This window comes from Saprospiraceae bacterium, assembly GCA_016712145.1.
GTDB lineage: Bacteria > Bacteroidota > Bacteroidia > Chitinophagales > Saprospiraceae > Vicinibacter.
The window spans coordinates 1220439-1242201 of the sequence record JADJRO010000001.1 but is presented as its reverse complement, the minus strand read 5'-3'; the positions used below and the strand labels follow the sequence as shown (position 1 = coordinate 1242201).

Below are 21763 nucleotides of genomic sequence, written 5' to 3'. Positions count from 1 at the left end.
AAGTTAAAAAACTAAATGTATTTTTGATACTACAGAGATAATTTTTATTTAAGTAAATATTTCAATTCAAAGCGAGAAAAATATGTCAGAATTCATCAGTTGGAAAGCACAGCCCATCTTTATCTCAAGCACATTTACTGATATGATGGCAGAGCGGGATGCCTTGCGCGATTTTGTATTCCCTGAACTAGCTGAAAGGTTAAGGGCTCGCCATATTCATCTTGAGCCTATAGACCTTCGTTGGGGGGTAGAAACCACAGATAAAAAAGAGCAGGAAGAAAAAGAATTACTGGTACTGAAAGTGTGCCTTGATGAAATAGACCGATGTAAACCTTTTTTAATCGGGCTTATTGGTGACCGTTATGGATGGGTGCCTCCGGCAGGGAGAATGAAAGCCGCTGAAAATGAGAAGGGATTTGCGAGTACCATAGAAAATAAAAGTATTACCGCTCTTGAAATTGAATATGGCGTACTATCCAATATGGATCAAAAGTTAAGAAGTCGTTTCTATTTCAGAGAGCCATTGGATTATGATAAAATGCCACCGGAAAAGGCCAAAGAATTTTCTGATATGCACAATCCCGAGCTGGACAAAGTTTTTGCAGAAAACAGATTGAGGGATTACAAAGCAAAAATTGTTGCCAAAGTCGGAAAGGAAAGAGTTTATACCTACACTGACATTGAAGATTTTAAAAAGAAGGTGCTTGAACAAATCTGGACAGAATTAGATGCACAGACCAAAGAACTGGAAGATACCCGCCCTAAAACCTGGCAACAAGAAGAGCGGCTTTTCTTGGAAGAGTTCATTGAAGAAAGAACCATTGCTTTTAGTGGAAGAGAAGATGTTATAAATTATCTGAAAGAATTTGCCCATTCTCCTGTAGGTTATGATAACATCGGAATCTGCTTAACGGGAGAATCCGGCAGCGGTAAAAGTGCCCTCTTTGCAAAGCTCCATAAAGAACTTCAACAAGAAAATGTTTTTATTATTGCCCATGCTGCCGGTATCAGCCTCCGGTCCAACAGTCTGGAAAACATGCTGATGATATGGATAGAGGAACTTGCAGAGAAACTAAAAATAGACATCAGTGAACAATTACAAGACAAAAATAAATTTGATGATCTTACCAAACTTTTTGCTGAGTTACTTTCGCGAACTTCTGTCGATCATAGGGTAATTGTAATGGTGGATGCACTCAACCAATTTGAGAGAACCGCGCATGCAAAATATGTGAACTGGCTTCCGGAGTTATTACCAAAAAACGTAAAGTTTATATTTACTGCAATACCCGGTGAAGAAACAGCCAACCTCATTAAACGGAATGGAATAAAAGGTGAAGAACTGAAACCAGTGACGAAAGTGGATGCCGAAAAAATAATAACCGCTATTAGCAAACGGTACCGCAAATCTTTGAATCCGGAAGCAATAGAAATTTTGTTGAACAAGAAAACCGATAAGGACGTATCTGCTTACAACAATCCTTTGTGGCTGAATATGGCAGTAGATGAATTTCTGCTGTTGGATGAAGATGATTTTGCCGAGATGAAAGCTTATGGAGGAACCGCAGAAGAAAAACTAAATAGACTTTTACTAAACACTGCTCATGATATGCCGGCAGACATTGAAAGTATGTATACGTATCTTTTTGACAAAACGCGGCAACGGTTTGGAAAAGAATTTGTAAATACATTTTTCAATTACATCGCATTGGCAAGAAATGGTTTGCGCGAAAGCGACATTGAAATATTAATAAATGATTATTCAAATCAAAAATGGGATGTACTGAATTTTGCCGCTTTGAGAAGATATTTAAGGGCACATATTGTAAGAAAAGGAGAAGAAGGCTTATGGGATTTCAAACATGTTCAGGTAAGAACAGAAATTTACAAAAGCCAGTTAGCAAGTATAGAACAAAAAGTTATAGCGAACCAGCATATTGCCGCATATCTTGAGGCATTACCCAATGATGATTCTTTGCGAATGACAGAAATTATGTGGCATTTGTTTAAGGCAGACGATAAAGTAAAAGCAGTAAAAATTTATGGAAGTTTTGAGTTGGATACTTTGCAAACTAAAGAACATTCGAAAACACTTGTGGATATCATTCTTGAAGACGTAGGCAATGTAAAATGGATTTCAGATATACTCGAGATGGAAGATATGGATGAATCTGTTAAGGGAACCACTAATATTAATTTTTTGTTCGAACTCAGCGACCAACTTAAAGATTCTGTTCGAATAGAGGAGCAAAAATCCATTTACCTTTCTGTATTCCGTTCAACTCTATATTTATCATTAAAAAGGCCTGACTCTGCCGAATGCTCTAGGAATTTGTCTTTTTCCTATCACAAGGTAGGGGATATAAATCAATCACTAGGCGATACGAAAAGCGCCTTTTTAAGTTACGAAAGCTCAATCAAGATCCTAGAAGAATTACTAAAAAAAAACCCTGAGTCCGATAAAATCAGTAGGGATTTGTCACTTTCATTTAATAGAATAGGCAATATATATAAAGATCATGGCGATACGAAAAACGCAATTAAAAGTTTTAAAAGTGCTTTAGATATAGTTGAAAAATTGCTAAAAAGAAATCCCAGCTCAGTACTTTTTGCAAGCGATTTGGCCTATTCTTATAATCTTATAAGTGATATATATGAAAGTCATGGCGACACTAAAAGCGCGTTGGTTGGGTATCAAAGCGCTTTAATAATCATGGAAGAATTATTAAAAAGAAATCCTGAATCAGCCCAATTCGCCGAAGATTTAGCTTATTCCTATACTATGGTGAGTAAAATAAATTTTGCACATGGAGATACCAAAATCGCTTTAACCTTTCTTGAAAGCTCTTTAAAGGTCCGGAAAGAATTACTAAAGAGAAATCCTGAATCAGCGAAATATGCAAGTGATTTGGCTTATTCGTTTATCAATTTAGGTTATATATATCAGGCTCATGGAGATATTAAAAGCGCACTTTTTAATTTCGAAAGCTCCATGAACATACGGATAGAATTGTTAAAAAGGATGCCAGGCTTAGTAGAATTCGCCAAGAATCTGTCAGTGTCCTACATGAAAGTAGGCGATATTTATAATTCAATGGGTGATACTGTAAACGCTCTATCTCTTCAAGAAAGCTCTTTAAAGATCCGGAAAGAATTACATGAAAATAATCCTGAATCAGTAGAATTCGCCAGAGAATTGACACTATCATATGAAAGATTGGGCAATATTTATATAGAACTTGGCGATAGTAAAAGCGCTTATATAAATAATACAAAAGCGCATAAGTTAGCTGAAGAATTAATTAAGAAAGATCCTGACTCTGCATTGTTTTTGCAAGATTTAGCTAGATCATATGATAGAATGGGCGATTTAGATAATGCAATTGGGGATTCCTTAAGTGCTCGAACTAACTATGAAAGCTCATTGAAAATTAGGAAAGAATTATTAAGTAGAAATTCCAATTCAGCGGTATACGCAAGGGGTGTGGTGGTAAGTTATAATAAGTTGAACAAATCGCTTGAACTGATTGAAGCATTGAAATATATGAAAAGGAAAAATATGCATATGGATCCTCCTTTAGTTGAGTTATGCAATCAACTTGGGATACCAATACTGATGGCTGCAAATAATCTAATTGAAAAAAGTGAAAAAGAAACTACTTCAAATAATGCATTAGATGCAGCGGAAAATTGCTTTCAGGATCAAAAATGGAAAGAGGCAGAGCAATTATTTTTAAATCTTCTGATGCAAAATATTGTCGCTGAAAATTTACAGTATAAAATTGCAGTTTGCATACTTAATGGAAATGATGAATTATCGAACAACGAACGCAATAGAGTAGTAAATTTAATTAAACAAATGAAAGGACTTGGGAAAATTATCGAAGCGGATGAAATTGAACAATTGCTTTCAAAGAAAAATTTGGATTAGTTCTCATATTTAAGCCTTTAAAATGATTTGTTCTTCATGCTTTTAGCTGTTCACAAAGTTTTTAAAACTAAATTTAGAATAAAAATTGGATATAAAATTGTGGAAATTATTTATAGGACCATAATTTATTTATCCCTCTCCACCACAAACCCCACACGCTCCAGCAGCTTCGGTATCAATCGAATTGCATTACGGTCTAATTCTTTTACATCTTCAGGTAGTTTATTCCATGGAATCAAGCTGTTGTGAATTTTTAATTCATCGACTCTTGGCTCACCGTAGGTCCAGCCTTTTGAAATCTTTTCAGTCATCCAGCGATCGTGCTCTACTTTGGCCATTTCTTCCAAATCATTAGAATCAAACTCACGTATGCCGTCTTTTTTATTGCCTGAAATAATATTATAATTGAATTTATCGAGCTTGCGAAGAATGTCCATGGCCTGTTGTCGATTGGAGTCTTTGGAAGATTCGTCCAGCTGATCCCAAGGTTTCATGGTAGGTTTATTTTCACCTTTGGCTTTTTCGTTTTCCAACCAGCTGTTGTGCATTTCTATTGCTATGATTTCGATTGCTTCTGAAGGCAGGTATTGTTCATTCATGAGTTGCTGAAAAAGAGTGTTGTCTAAATGCATGTTTAATAGTTTATCCGAGGGCAAGTTTGATTTCTGAAAACCTTTTGCATTTTGTAAATCACTCATGGCAATGATTGCTTCCAGCGATCTGGATCCGTGTTCAAATGTTGGAATCTTCAATAAGGCTCCTAATACTTCATTTCCAATTGAAATTTGTTTATTTCGATCAGCAATTCCTGGGATTTCAAGTAATTTACTCCTTAAAACCATGGCTCTTCGCAAAGGGTACAAGTGATCTTCCGCATCTCTGCAATCAATCCCTTTAATATTTATGTATCCCTTTAGCCTGCTTATAAAGTCTTTTGCTTTGGCTGATTTGTAAGTTTTTTGAATCGCTGCATAATTGGATTCATCTTCAGAACTTTTTAAAGGAGCACAAAATTCTTCAAAACTTTTTCGGGTGCCGCCGGCAAAAATGTAAATTCCTTTTCCTACAGGATGATTCACTTCGCCTTCTTTAAATTCACCGTCTTGCATGGGTGCTAGAAAATATTTTAACCAGCCTAATTCCTGACCATTCAAGCTGCTGTCGAATTCGTCAAAAAACACAATGGGTATATTTCCTTTTAAACTGATGTCACGCGATTCCTGAAATACCTTAACCAGGTCTTCATAAGAATCAAATTGTGACAGATTTTTCTCCAGGATCGTCATCTGTTGTCCCAGAGATTTAATGATCTTTTTAATTCCAAATGACTTTCCTGATCCAGGCGGACCGAATACTGCATAGGATAAGGGCTTTTTCTCGTTGGGCCTGCTTAAATACTCCATGACCATTTTCCGGAATGCCCTGAAATTTTCAATTTCTTCCCGGTCAAACGTTTTTAATTCAGAAAACACCCCGACAGGGACCATATTTAGAAAACCTGAACTTCCTGATATAACGTAATTGAATGCAACGTTTTCAATCAATACCTTGCTATCGGAAAGTATGGTACTCACCAATGATTTAGAAGATCGGTAATTCGAAATATCAATAATATGAATATTTTCTATTCCTTTCTTTTCATTAAAAATTTGATGCACCGGATAATCTAAATTATTTTCTTTAGTTAATGTATATCCCAGGCTCAAGCAATTTAGAGCGGCTTGCATACCCGATAGAATGGAGTTTGAAATCACATCTGCCTGGGTTTGTGATGCTTCTAATTGTTCTTTAATACCATTTTGGTCTGGTAAATTCAGCGTAGAATAAGGATTCAGAAAGTTTCTTGTAAATGCAACCACAAAAGCGCTGGTTAGCCCTTGCATAGTTCCTTCCGCTGAATCTTTTATTTCTGCTTCGCATTTTTGAGGAAGGTAATAAAGTCTGTATATTGAATTTTGTTTATAATCTATTCGGTCAGACGTTTCCTTTTCATTGTAAATAGCCAATACAGCTTCCAGTCCAAATCGTATCAGGATTGCCTTGCTCTTATTCAAATGTTCAAAATAGGAATTTGTAAGTTGAGCCTCCAGAAAATCAGCAAGGGTTGAATCCCAGGAAAGTTTTTTACGGATTGAAATCCCATGATCCCTAAGGTCATCGGCATTTATTATCGAAATGAGATTCTGACCATATTCTGTTGCGATATGTTCGAAAAATTTATTACCTGTTGCCGGTCCATTTAATTTATAAATGATATGTCCTTTAGGATTGAATGTTTTTAGATCCTTTAGCAAATGATCTGGCGTGTGCCTTAAATCATTGCTGAGGTCATCTATTATCATAGCATCAAAATCTTTAAGATTTTGTGCCTCGTTTATTTTGTATTCGGAAGACTTCACTACAGAATATCCAAAAAACTCTTTTATGTGATAATTAGATTCAGTTAATTTGCCCTGATCAACTTTTGAGATGGTTTGGATACGGTCTCCAGAAGAAGTCATTCCCATATTTATGTTGGTATCAACAATAAGTTGGTATTCATTTTTAAAAGGATCTAGAAAATAAGCGATTAAATGACTTCCTCCAGGTAGTTTATTAAAAATGACCCGATTGTTTTTTTGCCAATTGATTAAAGGCTCAGGATTACCCTTTGGATTTATATATTTTTCTGTTAAAATTAACAAGTCTTCAATGGAATCGCCGGCTAGGAATATTTTTTTCATGGATAAACTAAGTTTTTATGGTTTAACTTCCAACTCCGATGATTGCATCAACAACATCCAATCCTGGTTTTCCTGCAACATAATCGTGTCTGTTTCTCTTAATAATTTATAAAATTCTTCAGTAGTGTCAACGGCTTCATATTTCTCTTTAAGATCTGTTAATATTTGTATCATACTTTCACTCCTGCTGGCATTTCTGGAAAATTCCCTTTGATTCCGGATGCCGTCAAATGCAGCGGCTAGGGGCAATAACAAAAGCGTAATTAATGTCATTACTTCTTCAAACTGAGTAAATTGAAAGCCATTGTTTCTTAAATAGCAAGAAATAATATGCGCGCCTGCAAGAAATAAAGCGGCTCTAAAAAGCCATACGCCTCCTTTTTCTAAATTTAAATTCCATTTGTTATTTTTGGCGGCATATTTTTTTTTGAAAGTTCAATTGACCATCTATCCAGGTATTTTTTATATAATTGTTTATTTCATTTAAAGATGGGTTGGTTTTATCAAAAGAATTGATTTTATTCAGCTGATCTTTTATCTCATTGTAGGCATCAATTGCCCACCCGTACTGCTCCCTTTGTTTTTTATTTACTTGTCTTAAGCTTATTTTTTCTAAAGGAACTCCAGCCACAAAGAGATAAACTGTCGAACGCAATTTCTCAACAAGAAAACGATTGGCTAACCAGTTTTTGTGAAATCCTTTTTGATTGGCCGTTTTATTATAAGCAAGATACTGAGTAGAAGAATGAATTCAATGATAAATGCAACCAGGTGATTGAAGTGAAAAATTACGGCTATTAAAATAGTAGTGACGGCAAGAAATGACAATGCATACACGATAAGTCCGGTATTTTCAAAAATTCTTTTACTTCGCATTGCTTGTAAATCTGCCAAAGCAAAAAGTGGAAGTAAATAATTTTTAAGTTTCTCAAATCGAGCTGTTCCTACAAATTGAGTTTCTTGATTTTCTTCTTTATAAAATTCTCCGAAATTATTATTAATGGCAGACTTAATGCTATCAACATTTGTATGGGCAGAAGTTAAGGAAATTAGCTTTTGCACAGGTTCAAAGTGAAGTTCCTTGTTAAAATCAAAAGCAATCTTATTGGGATCCAAACTGGATATAATAATAATTGGACATTGTTGTTCTCTGGCATAGTCTATAATTTCTGCAGTTCCACCTTTGCCTTTAGCTGCTTTTCCATCCCAAATGGCAATCAAAACATCGCAATGAGCTACTATATATTGGCCTGCTTTTAAATAAGCTTCATTTCTTGCTTCCTGCAAATCAGTTGTAGGAACATTTTTTGAAAGCGGAGTACTTTTTAATGAATAAATGAAATCAGCTTTGTTTAATAAATTATGAAATTCTGTTTTTGAATCCTCGGTCTGGAAATCTTGAGTGTAATCATTAACGTCTAATGGGAGAATGACATCAAGTTTTGAATTCGGTAAATCTAACACTGCGTCTGCTACGATTCGGTCAGCTCCTTCGGCCAGGCTGCTCAAAATCGTATAAACCAATGGAATGTCTTTTGCATTGGCTTCACAAGTCTTTCTTACACGATTGCTATAAAATTTTATTAAGCTGCTATTGGTTAGTGTAATAATTTCTCCTGATTTGCTAAATCCTAGCAATTGTTTTATTTTCGACATTAAAACTTCTGAATCTGGAAGATTCTTCCTGTGTCCGGTTACCCCGATTCTAATTCTGTAAGGAGTTTGATCCATTTAATATGTTTAGTTTGAATATTTATCAGCTAATGTAAGAATAATCCTAGATTATGCATTCGATCCTATCTAAAGAAAATTTAAATGCGGGAAAGTCATTCTGATACCCGAATGATCATTTGCGGTGCAAGTAAATAGGGTAGATTGGCAATTTATAATAACTTGTTGTTTGTACAATTGAGCAATTATTTTTTAATTCAAGCACTTACGGGCATTCGATATTCAACAATTTAAATTGTAGGCGAAATAAATTCACTTTCTATTTACAGAACCCGTTTAATGGTGAAATATAATATTCAGAAACTTGGCAACTTTTTGCCAATTATAAAGAAACAGAAATTCATCTTAATTATAAATCTGAACAATGGGTAATTGTGGATTAAATAAATTTGAGAGCAAATTATTTTCTTCCACTAATTTTTAATGAATTGGTGAAAATTCGATAGGTAGTAAAAGAATTTGTGTTCACTATTGATTATTCAAACTGAACTCACCATGGATTCACTTCTCATAAACCTGCAAGTAATCAATATAAGTCCCTGATTGATTTGTCAATGACAAAGTAAATGAAGTATACGCAGGTAAATAGATGTTTTCCTTAAATTGGATCGTTTGCCAGCCATTCAATGTGCTAAATAGACTATAATGTAAGGAGTCAATATACAAGTCGGTATGATTAGAAAAGCCAGGTGAGTTCGCAATGATCATCACATTTATATGAGCATCATGATCTAAAGCTGGAAATGTTTTTTTGAAATGATCATAAAAACAGCCGCCTGCAAATACTGCTGAATGCTTTCCAAAAGCACCCATTGCGGTATCAGAAAGCCAACAAAAATCGACATGTTGGAATTCCTCAATATCGGATGCGGTTTCAAAACTATTGGTATAAATAAATTTAGAGCGAGAAGCTGATGGCATTTCATCCTTAGTACAGGATATAGATATCCCAATTAAACTGCAAATTAAAATTAATACATGGAGCGATTTCATCTCAGAAAGGTTCAAGACCTATTTTACTGCAAATTAAGCTTTATTTGAAAAAAATCTTAATGTCGATTTTAAAATTGAACCTTAATTTTAAAGCAAAATTTGAAATCAGCAAACTCCCGCATCCCAAATTCAAGGCTTCAGTCCCGAGTTTGGGATTGCCTCCAGCCCCAAATCAATAGTCAGCAATTAGTATCCAGTGGTCAAAAAAGCATATGACCTAGGGTCAATGGTCAAAGTTTCTAGCTTAATAGCTTAATAGCTTAATAGCTTAACGGCTTAACAGCTTATAGCTTCTCCCCCCAACTCCCCTCATTAACAATTTAGAAATTACCATTAACAATTATCCACAAATTCTCCCTATATTTGCAGCCCTTAAAGTCGGTCGTGTCTGTTTTCAGAGTAGACCGATTGAGGTCTAAACTTTTAAAAATTTAACAAATGGCCGTTAAAATCAGATTACATCGTAAGGGACGCAAAAAAAGCCCCATTTTACCACATTGTTATTGCCGATTCAAGATCTCCACGGGATGGAAGATTTATTGAAAAAATTGGTATTTACAACCCAATTTCTAAGCCTGCAACCATCGATTTGGACAGAGATAAAGCCTTCGAATGGTTGATGAAAGGTGCAGAACCTACAGACACAATCAATGCAATTCTGCGTTACAAAGGAGTGCTTTACAGAAAGCACCTGGCTCGTGGTGTAAAAAAAGGTGCACTCACTCAGGAAAAAGCAGACCAAATGTACCAGGATTGGATTGCAGCTAAAGAAGGCCAAATTGCTATTAAAGTGGAGGCAAGAAAGCAGGAAATTACCGATTTCCATACTAAATTGAGTGGAGAAGCTAAAACCAAAGAAGCTCCTGCTGCTTCAACTGAAGAAGAATAAAATAAGTTTTTTAGTAAATTTATAAGAATATAATTTTAAAAACAAAGATTTATTTTAGTATTAAGTCTGTTTTTAATAAAAATTCCAAATTAACTGAACCTGGACTGGGCTCAAATCCGTCCGGGTTCTTTCATTGAAAAAACATAAATTTAGAAGCATGCAAAGCTTACTTCAAGATTACAAAGAACGCCTTCAAGGGGTCGCTGAATTGATTCAGGGTTCGGATGAATTAGCCACTTATCTGGAAGAAGAAACCCCGGAACTTTATAAAGCGCTTCAGGATGCTTACGAACCATTGATTGCAGAAATTTATCAGGAAGTTGCTGATAATCACCCTTTGCAATTACCTGAATTGGAATTGGTCCTTATGAATCCATTTTTTGAAGGCTTGTTTTTACCACGTATTTTAGGCTACAATGTCTTACGGGGTGAAATCAATGATCAAATAAAATACGCACGTCCACAAGAAGCATTTAAGAAAATACTCTTAGCAATTGCAAATTCAACCAATTTTGATGCCATTCGCCAACGGATTGGCCAGACAGTCCAGTTGGGTTTTGCACTCAGCAGCGATATTTGGATAGCGAACTTATTAGATAAAGTAGATAATAAAAAAGTAAAGGCATTTTTACAATCTATGATTCACGATCGTTTTCGGGATCTGGAGGAAAGACGCAATTTACTGAGCCGGTATAAAAAACAGTTTACGCATTACAATTTTTTATACACCAGTTTTCCAGAGACTGTTTCTGAATTGAAAATGGAGGCTACCGCATTGAGAAGCTTTTTATTAAACCGGATCGCCTTTAATAACAGTCATGATAGTTATATCGATGAAATCCATAAATTGATTGGACAAAAAGCATTTTATAAAGAACCGGAGTTTATTGAAATTATTGCAATCATTTCGAATTTTATAAATCTGAATCAAACTGAAACGCAACATCTTTCAAATGCCTTGAATTCCTGCAGGTACGAGAATACCCAATTCAACCAAATCTATTTTCAATTTTTGAAAAATTGCTACAGACAAGGCGTTCATTTTGGACCCGATGCAGATCGCAAATTTTTTGGTTTGCTCAATAAGAATGAAGGGGATGATTTGATTAAATATTACAATCTTTTAGAAACGATTCATACGAAAGGATTTATTCATGAAGATGCCCTGGATGCAGTCAATGCATTTTATGCTCAATATGAAGGGATGTCTATTAACAACGAATGTCTTCGATTGGAAATCTTACAACTATTCCATAAGGTGGTTGATAATTTAACAGAACCCGAATATCATTCGTTTTTTGAATTGCAAAAGACTTTTGCGGATTATATTAATACATTTGGAAATTCTGCTTTTAATCAGGAAACAGAAAGCATGTGTATGAATTATGTAAAACGTTTACTTGCTTTCTATAAAGACAAACGCAGTAAAGAGTATCAGGAAGTTAAAAAAGCGGTAAGTTCTGGTTTTACAGAATTGGAATTTTTAACAGAGAAAGAATTGGTGGATCTTTTTAAGATTAAACGAAAAAAGAAGGAGACTGAATAATCCTTGTCTTTACCTAATCTTATAAAAGCTTACGCTAATATATAGTAATCTAATAGCCAATTATTTAAAATTCAATCAGGAAGCGATTGCTGAATTGAAAAAGCTTTGATTAATTTTGTTCAAAGCCCCATCACAAAAACAACGAATTGGCCAACAATCCAAATATTGTATATCTTTTACTATGGCATCTCAATCAGTACCATTGGTTTGAGCTACCAGGCATCGGCCGTTTTAATGGAACGAAGCGAGCTGCATACATTCATCATATCGAGCAAAAGATATATCCGGGATCCATCGACTTGCAATTTGAATCAGGCATTACATCCAATACCGAACAAATGCTCAGCCAAATGGTGGATGAAACGGGCTATTCACAAGAATTACTTGAAGAACATTTGGCAGCTTTGTGTCAGTTTATTCAGGATTCATTAAAAGGAACACCATCAGTTTACTTCGAACCCTTTGGTCATTTGTACAATCTAAATGGCAATTGGATTTTTAAACAAAGTGAACACAACATTCATCAGGATTTTTATAAACAGTCCCCGCTTCCATTAAAACCCATTCAATTTAAAAATGAGGAAAAACAGATTCCCATTGAAACAAAGATTGCTATTCAGACTCCAAAGAAAAGTTATGAATTTCGTTCACTTTTAATAGCACTTGGAATTTTATGGTTAATTTTTCTTTGCTTGTACTTTTGTCCAAATAGAAAATCAAACACAGAGATCATCAAAAGTCCGCTTGGGGATTCAACAAATGGCGCTCAAGCAATGCCTTTTCAGGATTCATTGGATCCTGAAATAGCTCCTTTGGATTCGCTGGCAACCAGTGTGCAAGAACCGATTTCAAATCAGGACAGTTTGACAAATGAAATTCAAATCGATGAATCAAACGTGCAACATTTAAATGATAGCATTCAAAATAAACCTTGTGTTATTATCGTGGGTTCATTTATTAAAATCAATAATGCCAACAGGCTTTCAGATAAATTGCAACGGGATAAGTATAAAGTATATCGCGGTCAATATGAAAAATTTAACAGAGTAGGAGTGCAGTTTGATTGCTTTAAACAAGATTTAAAAAAAGTATTGGAAGATTTAAAAAAACACTATCATCCGGATGCCTGGGTTTTAAAATATTAACAAGCTATGAGTAATTCACTAATAAACAGCATTCAACAAACCAGGTTGAATAACTTTTTTCTGATTGCCGGACCTTGTGTGGTCGAATCAAAAGATTTGTGTGAAGAAATTGCCGGAACCGTTCAACAAATTTGTTATGACTTGAGCATACCATACATTTTTAAAGCGTCTTACCGAAAAGCCAATCGTTCACGCTTAGATTCATTTACAGGGATTGGGGATGAGAATGGTTTGGATATTTTAAGACACATTTCCAAAACCTATCAGGTTCCTGTTACAACGGATATTCATACCGATGAAGAAGCAGCGACCGCATCCGCATTCGTTGATATTTTACAAATTCCAGCTTTTTTATGCAGACAAACCTCCTTGTTGGTTGCAGCTGCAGAAACTGGAAAAGTAGTGAATATAAAAAAGGGACAATTTATGAGCCCTGAAGGAATGCGTTATGCAGTTGACAAAGTAAGGCAAGCAAACAATCAACAGATTTGGTTGACCGAACGAGGTACTACTTTTGGATATCAGGATTTAGTGGTTGATTATCGGGGCATTCCAGCAATGAGGGCATTTAATGTTCCCGTAATTATGGATTGTACCCATTCATTACAACAGCCGAATCAAAGTTCAGGGGTTACAGGGGGACGCCCGGATCTGATTGAAACTATCGCCAAAGCAGCCATAGCGGTTGGCGCAGATGGATTATTTATTGAAACACACCCAAAGCCAGAAATCGCAAAATCCGATGGAGCTAATATGTTGCGTTTAGAATATTTAAAACCGCTGCTGGAGAAACTTTGCAAAATTCGCAAAGCGATTGATTAGTATGCAGCTGGTTGATTATCGTTTGCTTCCAGAAACCAGTGACAGCGAGGATGCACATCGCAAAGCCATTGCTGAACAATTACCACAAACCGAGGGGTCTGGTTTTCATTACAAAATAGTCAAACGAAATATAGATGCCCGTGCGAGAAATGTATATTTCGTTTTTCGCGCTGAAGTGTATCATGATTCGATTCCTAATACAATTCCAGTTGAATTTAATTACAAAAATGTATCAGATGCAAAACCTGTACATATCATTGGTGCTGGACCCTGTGGATATTTCGCAGCATTAAAATTGATTGAGTTGGGATTAAAACCAATTCTTATCGAACGAGGTAAGGATGTGCGCGACCGGCGTAGAGATTTAAAAGGGATTCAACAGGATGGAATTGTTAATCCGGATTCAAATTATTGTTTTGGAGAAGGTGGAGCTGGTACGTATTCAGATGGAAAATTGTATACGCGTTCAGATAAAAGAGGAAGCATTCAATCCGTTTTAAATACATTAGTTGCACATGGCGCAGATCCGGAAATCGTAATCGATGTTCACCCGCACATTGGAAGCAACCGCCTTCCGGAAATTGTAGCAAATATTCGCAATACCATTTTGAAATATGGTGGTGAAATTTATTTCAATACAAGATTAGAGGATTTTGAAATCGAAAACAGCTTGCTTAAAAAAATTGTAACAAATAAGGATTCCTATTCATGTACAGATGTGATTCTTTCAACCGGTCATTCTGCACGCGATATTTTTATGTTATTGCAAAATAAAAATTGCACCATTGATTGCAAACCTTTTGCTTTGGGTGTTCGAATTGAACATCCGCAACAGGTAATTGATCAGATACAGTATAAACAAAATCCAAGACATGCCAAATTGCCAGCGGCGAGTTATAGTATGTCCTGTCAGATTCAAGGGAATGGAGTCTTTTCATTTTGTATGTGTCCGGGAGGACTGATCGTCCCGGCAGCCACCGCAACCGGTGAATTGGTTATGAATGGAATGTCATTGTCTCGACGAGATTCACCCTTTGCCAATAGTGGTTTTGTGTGTTCTGTAGATGCAGTCGATTTTAAAAAATTCGAGCAGAAAAAGGCGTTACAGGGTATGTATTTTCAAAAGGAAGTTGAACAAAAAATGTTTGACCTGGGAGATGGATCTCAAAAAGCTCCGGCTCAACGAATTCGGGATTTTATTGAAAAACGAAGGAGTTCTGATTTGCCGGATTGTTCGTATATACCAGGAATCCATTCTGCTTCATTGGATAAAGAATTACCTCATACAATTTCCGAACGATTGCGAAATGCATTTCTTTATTTTGGAGAACGGATGTCGCAGTTCTTGCATCCGGATGCAATCCTGGTAGCTCCTGAATCCAGAACGAGTTCTCCTATAAAAATCCCAAGAGATCCCCAAACACTCATGCATCCTGAAATCAGTGGCTTGTTTCCGGCTGGTGAAGGTGCAGGGTATGCCGGCGGAATTTTATCTGCAGCTATGGATGGTCAACGGGTAGCTCAAGCAGTTTATAATAAAATATACCAGGTTTAGGATTGAAGGATGTTTATAAAATAGATTCAATAAACAAAGTTTGGTTTAATACTTTTGTATTTATAAATTATGGCGAAAACAAGTAAATTCAAAATAGATAAAGAAATTCTGGAAAAAGCCTTTCGTTTAATGTGCACTGCAAAATGCTTGACGGAACATTATGAGGCAAATTTTAAATTTGTTTCTAAATATGTACATGCAACTTCCAGAGGACACGAAGCTGTTCAAATTGCTTTAGGCCTGCAATTAACTCCGGATGATTTTCTATCTGCATATTATCGGGATGATAGTTTATTGTTAGCGATTGGAATGCAACCCTGGGAAATTATGTTGCAGCTTATGGCAAAGCGGGATGATCCATTTTCAGGAGGCAGATCTTATTATTCACATCCCAGTTTAAAAAGGGATGGTATGCCAAAAATTCCGCATCAATCTTCTGCTACCGGGATGCAAGCCATTCCATCAACAGGGCTCGCAATGGGTTTGCAATATCGTACCATTGCAAAATTAAATCCTACAAAAGGGATTTCGATTTGTTCGCTGGGGGATGCATCAATCACAGAAGGAGAAGTTGCAGAAGCGTTTCACATGGCTTCATTAAAACAATTGCCCATTTTGTATTTAATCCAGGATAATGAATGGGATATCAGTGCGCATGCATCTGAAATCCGTAAAGGAAATGCAATGGATTTTGCGAAAGGATTTCCTGGTTTGGAAGCAGTAAGTGTTGATGGGACTAATTTCGAATTGTGTTATGAAACATTTACTACAGTCTTAAATAAAATACGGAAAGAACAACGTCCTTTTTTGGTACATGCAACCGTTCCTTTATTAAATCATCATACCAGTGGAGTGCGCAAAGAATGGTATCGGGATGATCTTGAAAAACAACAGTTGGATGATCCATTTCCAAAATTTAAAAATTACCTGCACCAAAATGGTTTCAGTGATACCTATCTTGGTCAATTAGAATTTGAATGTAAACAGCTCGTTGAATCTGATTTTGAACGTGCACGATCTGCACCCGATCCGGAACCTGCCGATTTATACCTTCATGATTTTGCACCTGCAGTCGTCCTTGAAGAAACAGGCAACCGACAACCCGAAACCGGTGAAGAAAAAGTCATGGTGGATTGTGCGTTGTTTGCAATTGATGAATTGATGCAGAAACATCCGGAGTGTTTACTCTACGGACAAGATGTTGGAAAACGTTTGGGAGGTGTGTTTAGAGAAGCTGCAACCTTAGCACAAAAATTTGGAGATCATCGCGTTTTCAATACACCAATTCAAGAAGCATTTATTGTTGGCAGTACCGTGGGCATGTCTGCCGTCGGATTAAAACCGATCGTTGAGGTTCAGTTTGCTGATTATATTTGGCCGGGTCTCAATCAGTTATTTACCGAAGTTGCCAGATCGTGTTATTTAACAAATGGAAAATATCCGGTGAGTATGATATTGCGCGTTCCAATTGGCGCTTATGGCAGTGGTGGACCTTACCATTCATCAAGTGTTGAATCAGTTGTTTGTAATATAAAAGGAGTTAAAGTGGTGTATCCTTCCAATGGAGCTGATTTAAAGGGTTTGATAAAAGCAGCTTATGAAGATCCAAATCCAGTGATTATTTTTGAGCATAAGGGTTTGTATTGGTCTAAAGTGCCGGGCACCGATGCAGCCAAAGTAATTATGCCTGATTCAGATTATAAAATTCCATTGGGCAAAGGCAGGATTGCGCTGCAAGCAGATGAAGATACTCTTCAAACGACCCTTGTTATTATAAGCTATGGCATGGGTGTACATTGGGCATTAAACGCAGCAAAAAATTTTAAAGACCGAATTGAGATCATTGATCTCCGAACACTTGTTCCCTTGGATGAGGAATTAATATTTAATTCTGTAAAAAAACACAACCGTTGTTTAGTGCTTACAGAAGAAACACTTGAAAATAGTTTCGCCCAGGCACTTGCAGGAAAAATCAGTGAACGATGTTTTAAAGATTTGGATGCACCGGTAAAATCCATTGGTTCCAAAAATTTGCCGGCCATTCCGTTAAATAGCATTCTTGAAAAAGAAATGTTGCCAGGCATGGATGAAATTCATGCAACCATTCAATATCTTTTGGATTTTTAAGGATTGAAGGCCTATGATTTTATCTACAATCGTTGTGACGCTGATTTTACTTTAAGTTTCGTTTGAGAGCCCAATTCAAATTAAATCATAGTTAAAAGAATCTATTCACCAAATGCATAGTCATTAATATGCTGAGGCTATAACGATACGATTAAGTTTAAAGAGTTTTATACTCGTAAAATAATTTAAAGAAGCATCTTGGTTTAATGGGCAATGCAATAAAAATGGGAACAAAACGCGTGTGTCTATCAAAAGCGTCTTCTTCAGATAAGCCTTTTACTTCTTTTGGTCGAATACAATAAGCAAAAAAAACATACCATTGAGCCTCCTATTGAAATGAATCATTTTGAAATGTAATAAAATTGTTGAATTTAATTTTGAATGCTGCGAATTCAATGGGGTTCATTGATGAAAACAATACGAATAGAGAGCCTGTCTAAGTCTTGATTTTTTAAAATTAGTTTATTTTTATACAATACGTGCTGATGCTAAGTTCATCTTTTGTTGGAATTCCAAATGAGGCTTCTATAGTTCCTGCTTCCTGGCTGATTTGTTTAATCCAATTCCCAAGTTCTGCTTGATTACTTGTTTTTAGAGATCGGGTAGCATCCATTCCATTAAAGTCAATCGGATTTGCACTGAGCAGGAGTTTTAAAAAATAAGAACCTTTCGGCGGTGTAATTTTGAATGTGGGGGATTGATAGGAATTACCAGAGACTAGATAGTAATCGCTACTGGCTTTAGATTGTTCCGGGTAGATCCGTTGGATACTGAAATCTGGCTTGATTTCCATAAGTGAAAAATAAAAATTCTGAAGCCCTGTATTTTTTATTGTAAATGAAATGGTATCGTTTAAATTTAAATTAAATACCTGGTCTTTCAATAGGGTAGCATGGTCCTGACGTGACATCGTTAAATCAGCCCTCAGTTGATCATTTTCTAATTCAAGTTTCTTAAATTGTTGTGATTTCTGATATTTAATTAATAGTCGTTTGATATCATCAATTTCGTCTAGTTCATTGCTGGCATCTAATTGTTGCTGGTAAATAAGTTCGGCATCTCGATTATAAATACTCAGATTCGCTGAGTTTGCAAAGCCTTCAGGATTTTCAAAGTATAAATCTGGATCTGTATCAACTTCTTGAAAGGCTGCTAAACTGAGTACTGCATCCCGAATTCGATTGCTAAGCAAAGAATCTTTTAGCAACAATTGCAACCGTGTTTTATCATTGCCGTATTCGATTTTAGAAACAATTGCTTTTGCATTTCGAAGTTCTTCTGCGGGTATATTTCCATCTAGTAAAACATCCGCATCCAATGCAGCACTTTCATCAACAATTCCTTTGGCAATATATTTTTGTCCTGTTGTATCACGAATCGATGCTGAATAGAATAGAATTTCACTACCAGCATAAATATGGTGTAATATACCCTGATCAATTAGCACCATGTTGTTACTGATGATATCCCGGACGCCAATAAATTTTGACAATTGTTTTATTTGATTATTAAAAACACAATATTCAACCGGGCCTTCTATTTGTGGATGTTGGAGCCCGGTATATGCTCTTACATTGCTTGTAATATTTTGATGGAGTTCAGAATAGCTTATACAGGGTTTATTTATTAATAGATTTTTACATAGGAAATAGCTAAATAATCCATACGGCTGGGATAATGAAAGGGGAGTTTCATATGATTTTTCATTGGGACTTGAACTGGACATCGAAATAAGGGGGGCCATGCTGGCGTTCGCTCCTATTGATTTAATCAACAGCCCATTGCTGTCTGATTTTGAATTCATTTGGGTAGTGATATATTCGGCGTTTGCCATGATAACATCTGTTCCCCGGCCTGTTATTTTGCCACGAGTACTGGTTCCGGAATGACACGCATCGGTGCTTACAAATAATTGCCCTTCACTGCCGATTAGAATTCGTATTTCAGTTATCAGGGAATCCAGTTGATCATCTGTCAATAAATTTTGTCCTTCATTCACTTTTGATTTGTAATATTTTGGGGAATCAAAGGGGACAAACGCTTCATCATATCCATCTATTTCATCATCGTTTTTATCTTTTAGTTGTTGCCCGTGTCCACTAAAATGTACATGCACAATGGATTTAGGACTTATTTGTTTTTTTAACAAATCAAATGCTTGTAAGATTTTAGATTTTGTCGCTTCTTCGTTGATTAAACTGGTGATGTTAGAATTGGGAAAACCAAGTTTAATTAGAGTGGATCTGACAAGTTGAACATCCGCATCACCATGCAATGCTTCCCACTTGCTTTCAAGTGGATAAGCACCAATTCCAACTAAAAGTGCATAAGCAGGATGAGTATCTAAGGGTATACTTTGAGATAGTGCATTAGAGCTTCCTATTGCAATAAATAGCAAGCAGAGAATTTGGTAGCGCTTCATTTTATTCTATTATTGAGCAATTATTAATAGTTTTTAAATAAAGGCAATAGCTGATTGGGTACATTTCCTTTCTGGTTCTTCGAATTGTGACATCCATATTATATGCTTAAACTTCCTGTCCAAAATACCAATGGAAAAACGTCTGATTCATGAATAACACGCACACGCCAAAGCCTTGCAATGCCCAATGGATCTGTAAACCCTGTGATCAATAGGGGATCGGTTGGACTGCCTTTTATAATGCTGATTGCTGGACTATGCTCGAGATCTTCTCTGTTTTCAACCAACACCTTGAAATTATTTTTGCTGCCCAAGGAGTTAAAATAAGCCTGAACATATCCACCTATCGAGGCATAAGGAGCTATGAATTCCGTTTGGATCAACCGAATAGCTTTTCGTTCCTCTAATAGAAGCGATACCTGGATTGGTTTTATGCTAAATGCGATTACATCAGGTTTAATGTGTTGTTGTAAGATAGTTAATCGAACACGGTCCATTTCTTGATTTTGATTTGTAGTTTGAAAGTTAGGAACTTCTGAATCATTTTCTAATATGGGGTCACTTGTTTTTAATGTCACCAACTCAAAACGAGTCTTTTTAATGTCCTGAATTACTATTTCATTATCAGATTGAATTTTTATTTTTATGGAATTTTCACCTGTAAGGTCAGAAATACTTAACTCTTCAGAATATTTAAGCATGGATTGATTTCTTTCTTCAGGAAAGGCCTGATGATTGGAATTGCCTTCATTGGTTTCGCACGAACTTATAAAAATAAGTAGGGATGCAAGAAAATAGTTTTTGAAATAAAATAGATTTTTCATAATTTAATTTTAGGGGTGGTTAATATGCAATTTGTTATAAATTGCAAATATTAATTTAGGTTATCATGGCATTCTTTAATTTTATGAAATTTATAAATTGAATTAAGGTTAATTCATGCTGTACCTGATTTATTTGATTTGGTATTCTGAAGTTATAAATCATTGCTAGTGCTACGAACTCATTTTAACATTGAAAATAAGTACTTAGTAGTTTTAAACAAGTGGATTTAATATCAATTCCAATTTAATGTGGATTGAAAGTCCAAATCAAATAAAAAATCACAAGAGGCTTACGGACCTCTTGTGATGAAATAGTAGTATGCTTGTGATTACCAGAGTATAATAATTCGATCTGAAAAGCGATTGTTGAGGCTGAGTTCAAAATTAGATTTTACCTTATTCGTAAATTTGATGGCACGATCTAGAAGTGAAAATGTCGGTGCAAGGTATTGTACGTTGCAATCAGCACAGAGACTGGATGCGCAATTGATACGGAATGCATCTGATGCTTTTACCCTGCCTGTTACATAAACAGCTTTTACGCTGTGATTTTTAAAGGTAAATTTATATGCATTCGAGCCTGGCAATAATTCAGGTCTTGCAAATTCGATTCCATAGAATTTTACCCATTTAGCAAGGTGTACTTCAATAACTTCAATAACTACATCTTGTAATCCGGATCGGTCTTCAAGTTTAAAGGTATTGGCAGCTTCAGGTTTACTTTCGTTGTATCCCAATTTATCAGTTAAATAGAGCTTAACGGTTTCACTGGTCAGTGCATGTAACAGCGTTGGATCCTTTGTAGTAATTTTAATGGCAATTCCACTTTTTTTGGCATCATCAAACAAGGTTAGATATTTAAAGTCTTCTCCATGACTGTTGTAAAGTGGATTTGAACGAAAAGCTAATTCTTCAGATGCTACAGGTAGAATGGTGTAATCCACTTCTGGAAAATCTAATGGTTCTACTGCAGTTTCAGAATCGCAGGACAGCAAGGATGAAAATAGCAAACTTGCTAATAGGAAGTACTGGAATTTAAAATACGTTTTCATTGT

General features: G+C 35.8%; 14 protein-coding genes and 1 pseudogene. 7 read left to right on the top strand and 8 right to left on the bottom strand.

Going from position 1 to position 21763, the window contains the following annotated elements:
* Positions 1–82 precede the first annotated feature (82 nt).
* Complete coding sequence (locus tag IPK91_05400) at positions 83–3931, top strand: DUF4062 domain-containing protein (protein MBK8296708.1); 3849 nt, start codon at positions 83–85, stop codon at positions 3929–3931.
* Between the two features lie 125 nt (positions 3932–4056).
* On the opposite strand, the gene IPK91_05395 is transcribed toward IPK91_05400, so the two are convergent.
* From IPK91_05395 to IPK91_05375, 5 genes are all read right to left on the bottom strand, one after another.
* Positions 4057–6654 carry an AAA family ATPase gene (locus IPK91_05395; GenBank protein ID MBK8296707.1) on the bottom strand — a complete coding sequence of 866 codons (2598 nt, stop codon included), beginning with the start codon at positions 6652–6654 and terminating at the stop codon, positions 4057–4059.
* A 15-nt stretch (positions 6655–6669) separates the two neighbouring features.
* Complete coding sequence (locus IPK91_05390; GenBank protein ID MBK8296706.1) at positions 6670–6927, bottom strand: hypothetical protein; 258 nt, start codon at positions 6925–6927, stop codon at positions 6670–6672.
* 130 nt (positions 6928–7057) lie between these two features.
* A complete protein-coding gene (locus IPK91_05385) occupies positions 7058–7285 on the bottom strand; it encodes a hypothetical protein (GenBank protein MBK8296705.1) in 228 nt (75 codons plus the stop codon).
* Positions 7286–7332: 47 nt separating this feature from the next.
* On the bottom strand, positions 7333–8385 hold the full coding sequence (locus IPK91_05380; protein ID MBK8296704.1) for a hypothetical protein: 1053 nt from the start codon (positions 8383–8385) through the stop codon (positions 7333–7335).
* A 501-nt stretch (positions 8386–8886) separates the two neighbouring features.
* Positions 8887–9378, bottom strand: coding sequence for a hypothetical protein (locus IPK91_05375; protein ID MBK8296703.1), 492 nt, complete (start codon positions 9376–9378; stop codon positions 8887–8889).
* 438 nt (positions 9379–9816) lie between these two features.
* Here IPK91_05375 and rpsP point away from each other — a divergent pair.
* From rpsP to IPK91_05345, 6 genes and pseudogenes are all read left to right on the top strand, one after another.
* A pseudogene (gene rpsP / locus IPK91_05370) lies at positions 9817–10267 on the top strand (30S ribosomal protein S16).
* 157 nt (positions 10268–10424) lie between these two features.
* Positions 10425–11813 (top strand): hypothetical protein, encoded by a 1389-nt coding sequence (locus IPK91_05365; GenBank protein MBK8296702.1) that lies wholly within the window; start codon positions 10425–10427, stop codon positions 11811–11813.
* A 146-nt stretch (positions 11814–11959) separates the two neighbouring features.
* Positions 11960–12958, top strand: coding sequence for a hypothetical protein (locus IPK91_05360; GenBank protein ID MBK8296701.1), 999 nt, complete (start codon positions 11960–11962; stop codon positions 12956–12958).
* A gap of 6 nt (positions 12959–12964) precedes the next feature.
* Positions 12965–13780: a 3-deoxy-8-phosphooctulonate synthase gene (gene kdsA / locus IPK91_05355; protein ID MBK8296700.1), complete on the top strand. Its 816-nt coding sequence runs from the start codon at positions 12965–12967 to the stop codon at positions 13778–13780.
* Position 13781: 1 nt separating this feature from the next.
* Positions 13782–15335, top strand: coding sequence for an FAD-binding protein (locus tag IPK91_05350; GenBank protein MBK8296699.1), 1554 nt, complete (start codon positions 13782–13784; stop codon positions 15333–15335).
* A 69-nt stretch (positions 15336–15404) separates the two neighbouring features.
* Positions 15405–17462 carry a tungsten formylmethanofuran dehydrogenase gene (locus IPK91_05345; GenBank protein MBK8296698.1) on the top strand — a complete coding sequence of 686 codons (2058 nt, stop codon included), beginning with the start codon at positions 15405–15407 and terminating at the stop codon, positions 17460–17462.
* A gap of 457 nt (positions 17463–17919) precedes the next feature.
* Here the strand turns inward: IPK91_05345 and IPK91_05340 are convergent, their stop codons facing one another.
* The 3 genes from IPK91_05340 to IPK91_05330 all read right to left on the bottom strand — a co-directional run bounded on the left by IPK91_05340 (position 17920) and on the right by IPK91_05330 (position 21760).
* Complete coding sequence (locus IPK91_05340) at positions 17920–19884, bottom strand: caspase family protein (GenBank protein MBK8296697.1); 1965 nt, start codon at positions 19882–19884, stop codon at positions 17920–17922.
* A 98-nt stretch (positions 19885–19982) separates the two neighbouring features.
* Positions 19983–20708 (bottom strand): hypothetical protein, encoded by a 726-nt coding sequence (locus IPK91_05335; GenBank protein MBK8296696.1) that lies wholly within the window; start codon positions 20706–20708, stop codon positions 19983–19985.
* A 329-nt stretch (positions 20709–21037) separates the two neighbouring features.
* The gene (locus IPK91_05330) at positions 21038–21760 is read right to left on the bottom strand and encodes a hypothetical protein (protein MBK8296695.1); all 723 of its coding nucleotides are present in this window, start codon (positions 21758–21760) and stop codon (positions 21038–21040) included.
* Positions 21761–21763 lie beyond the last annotated feature (3 nt).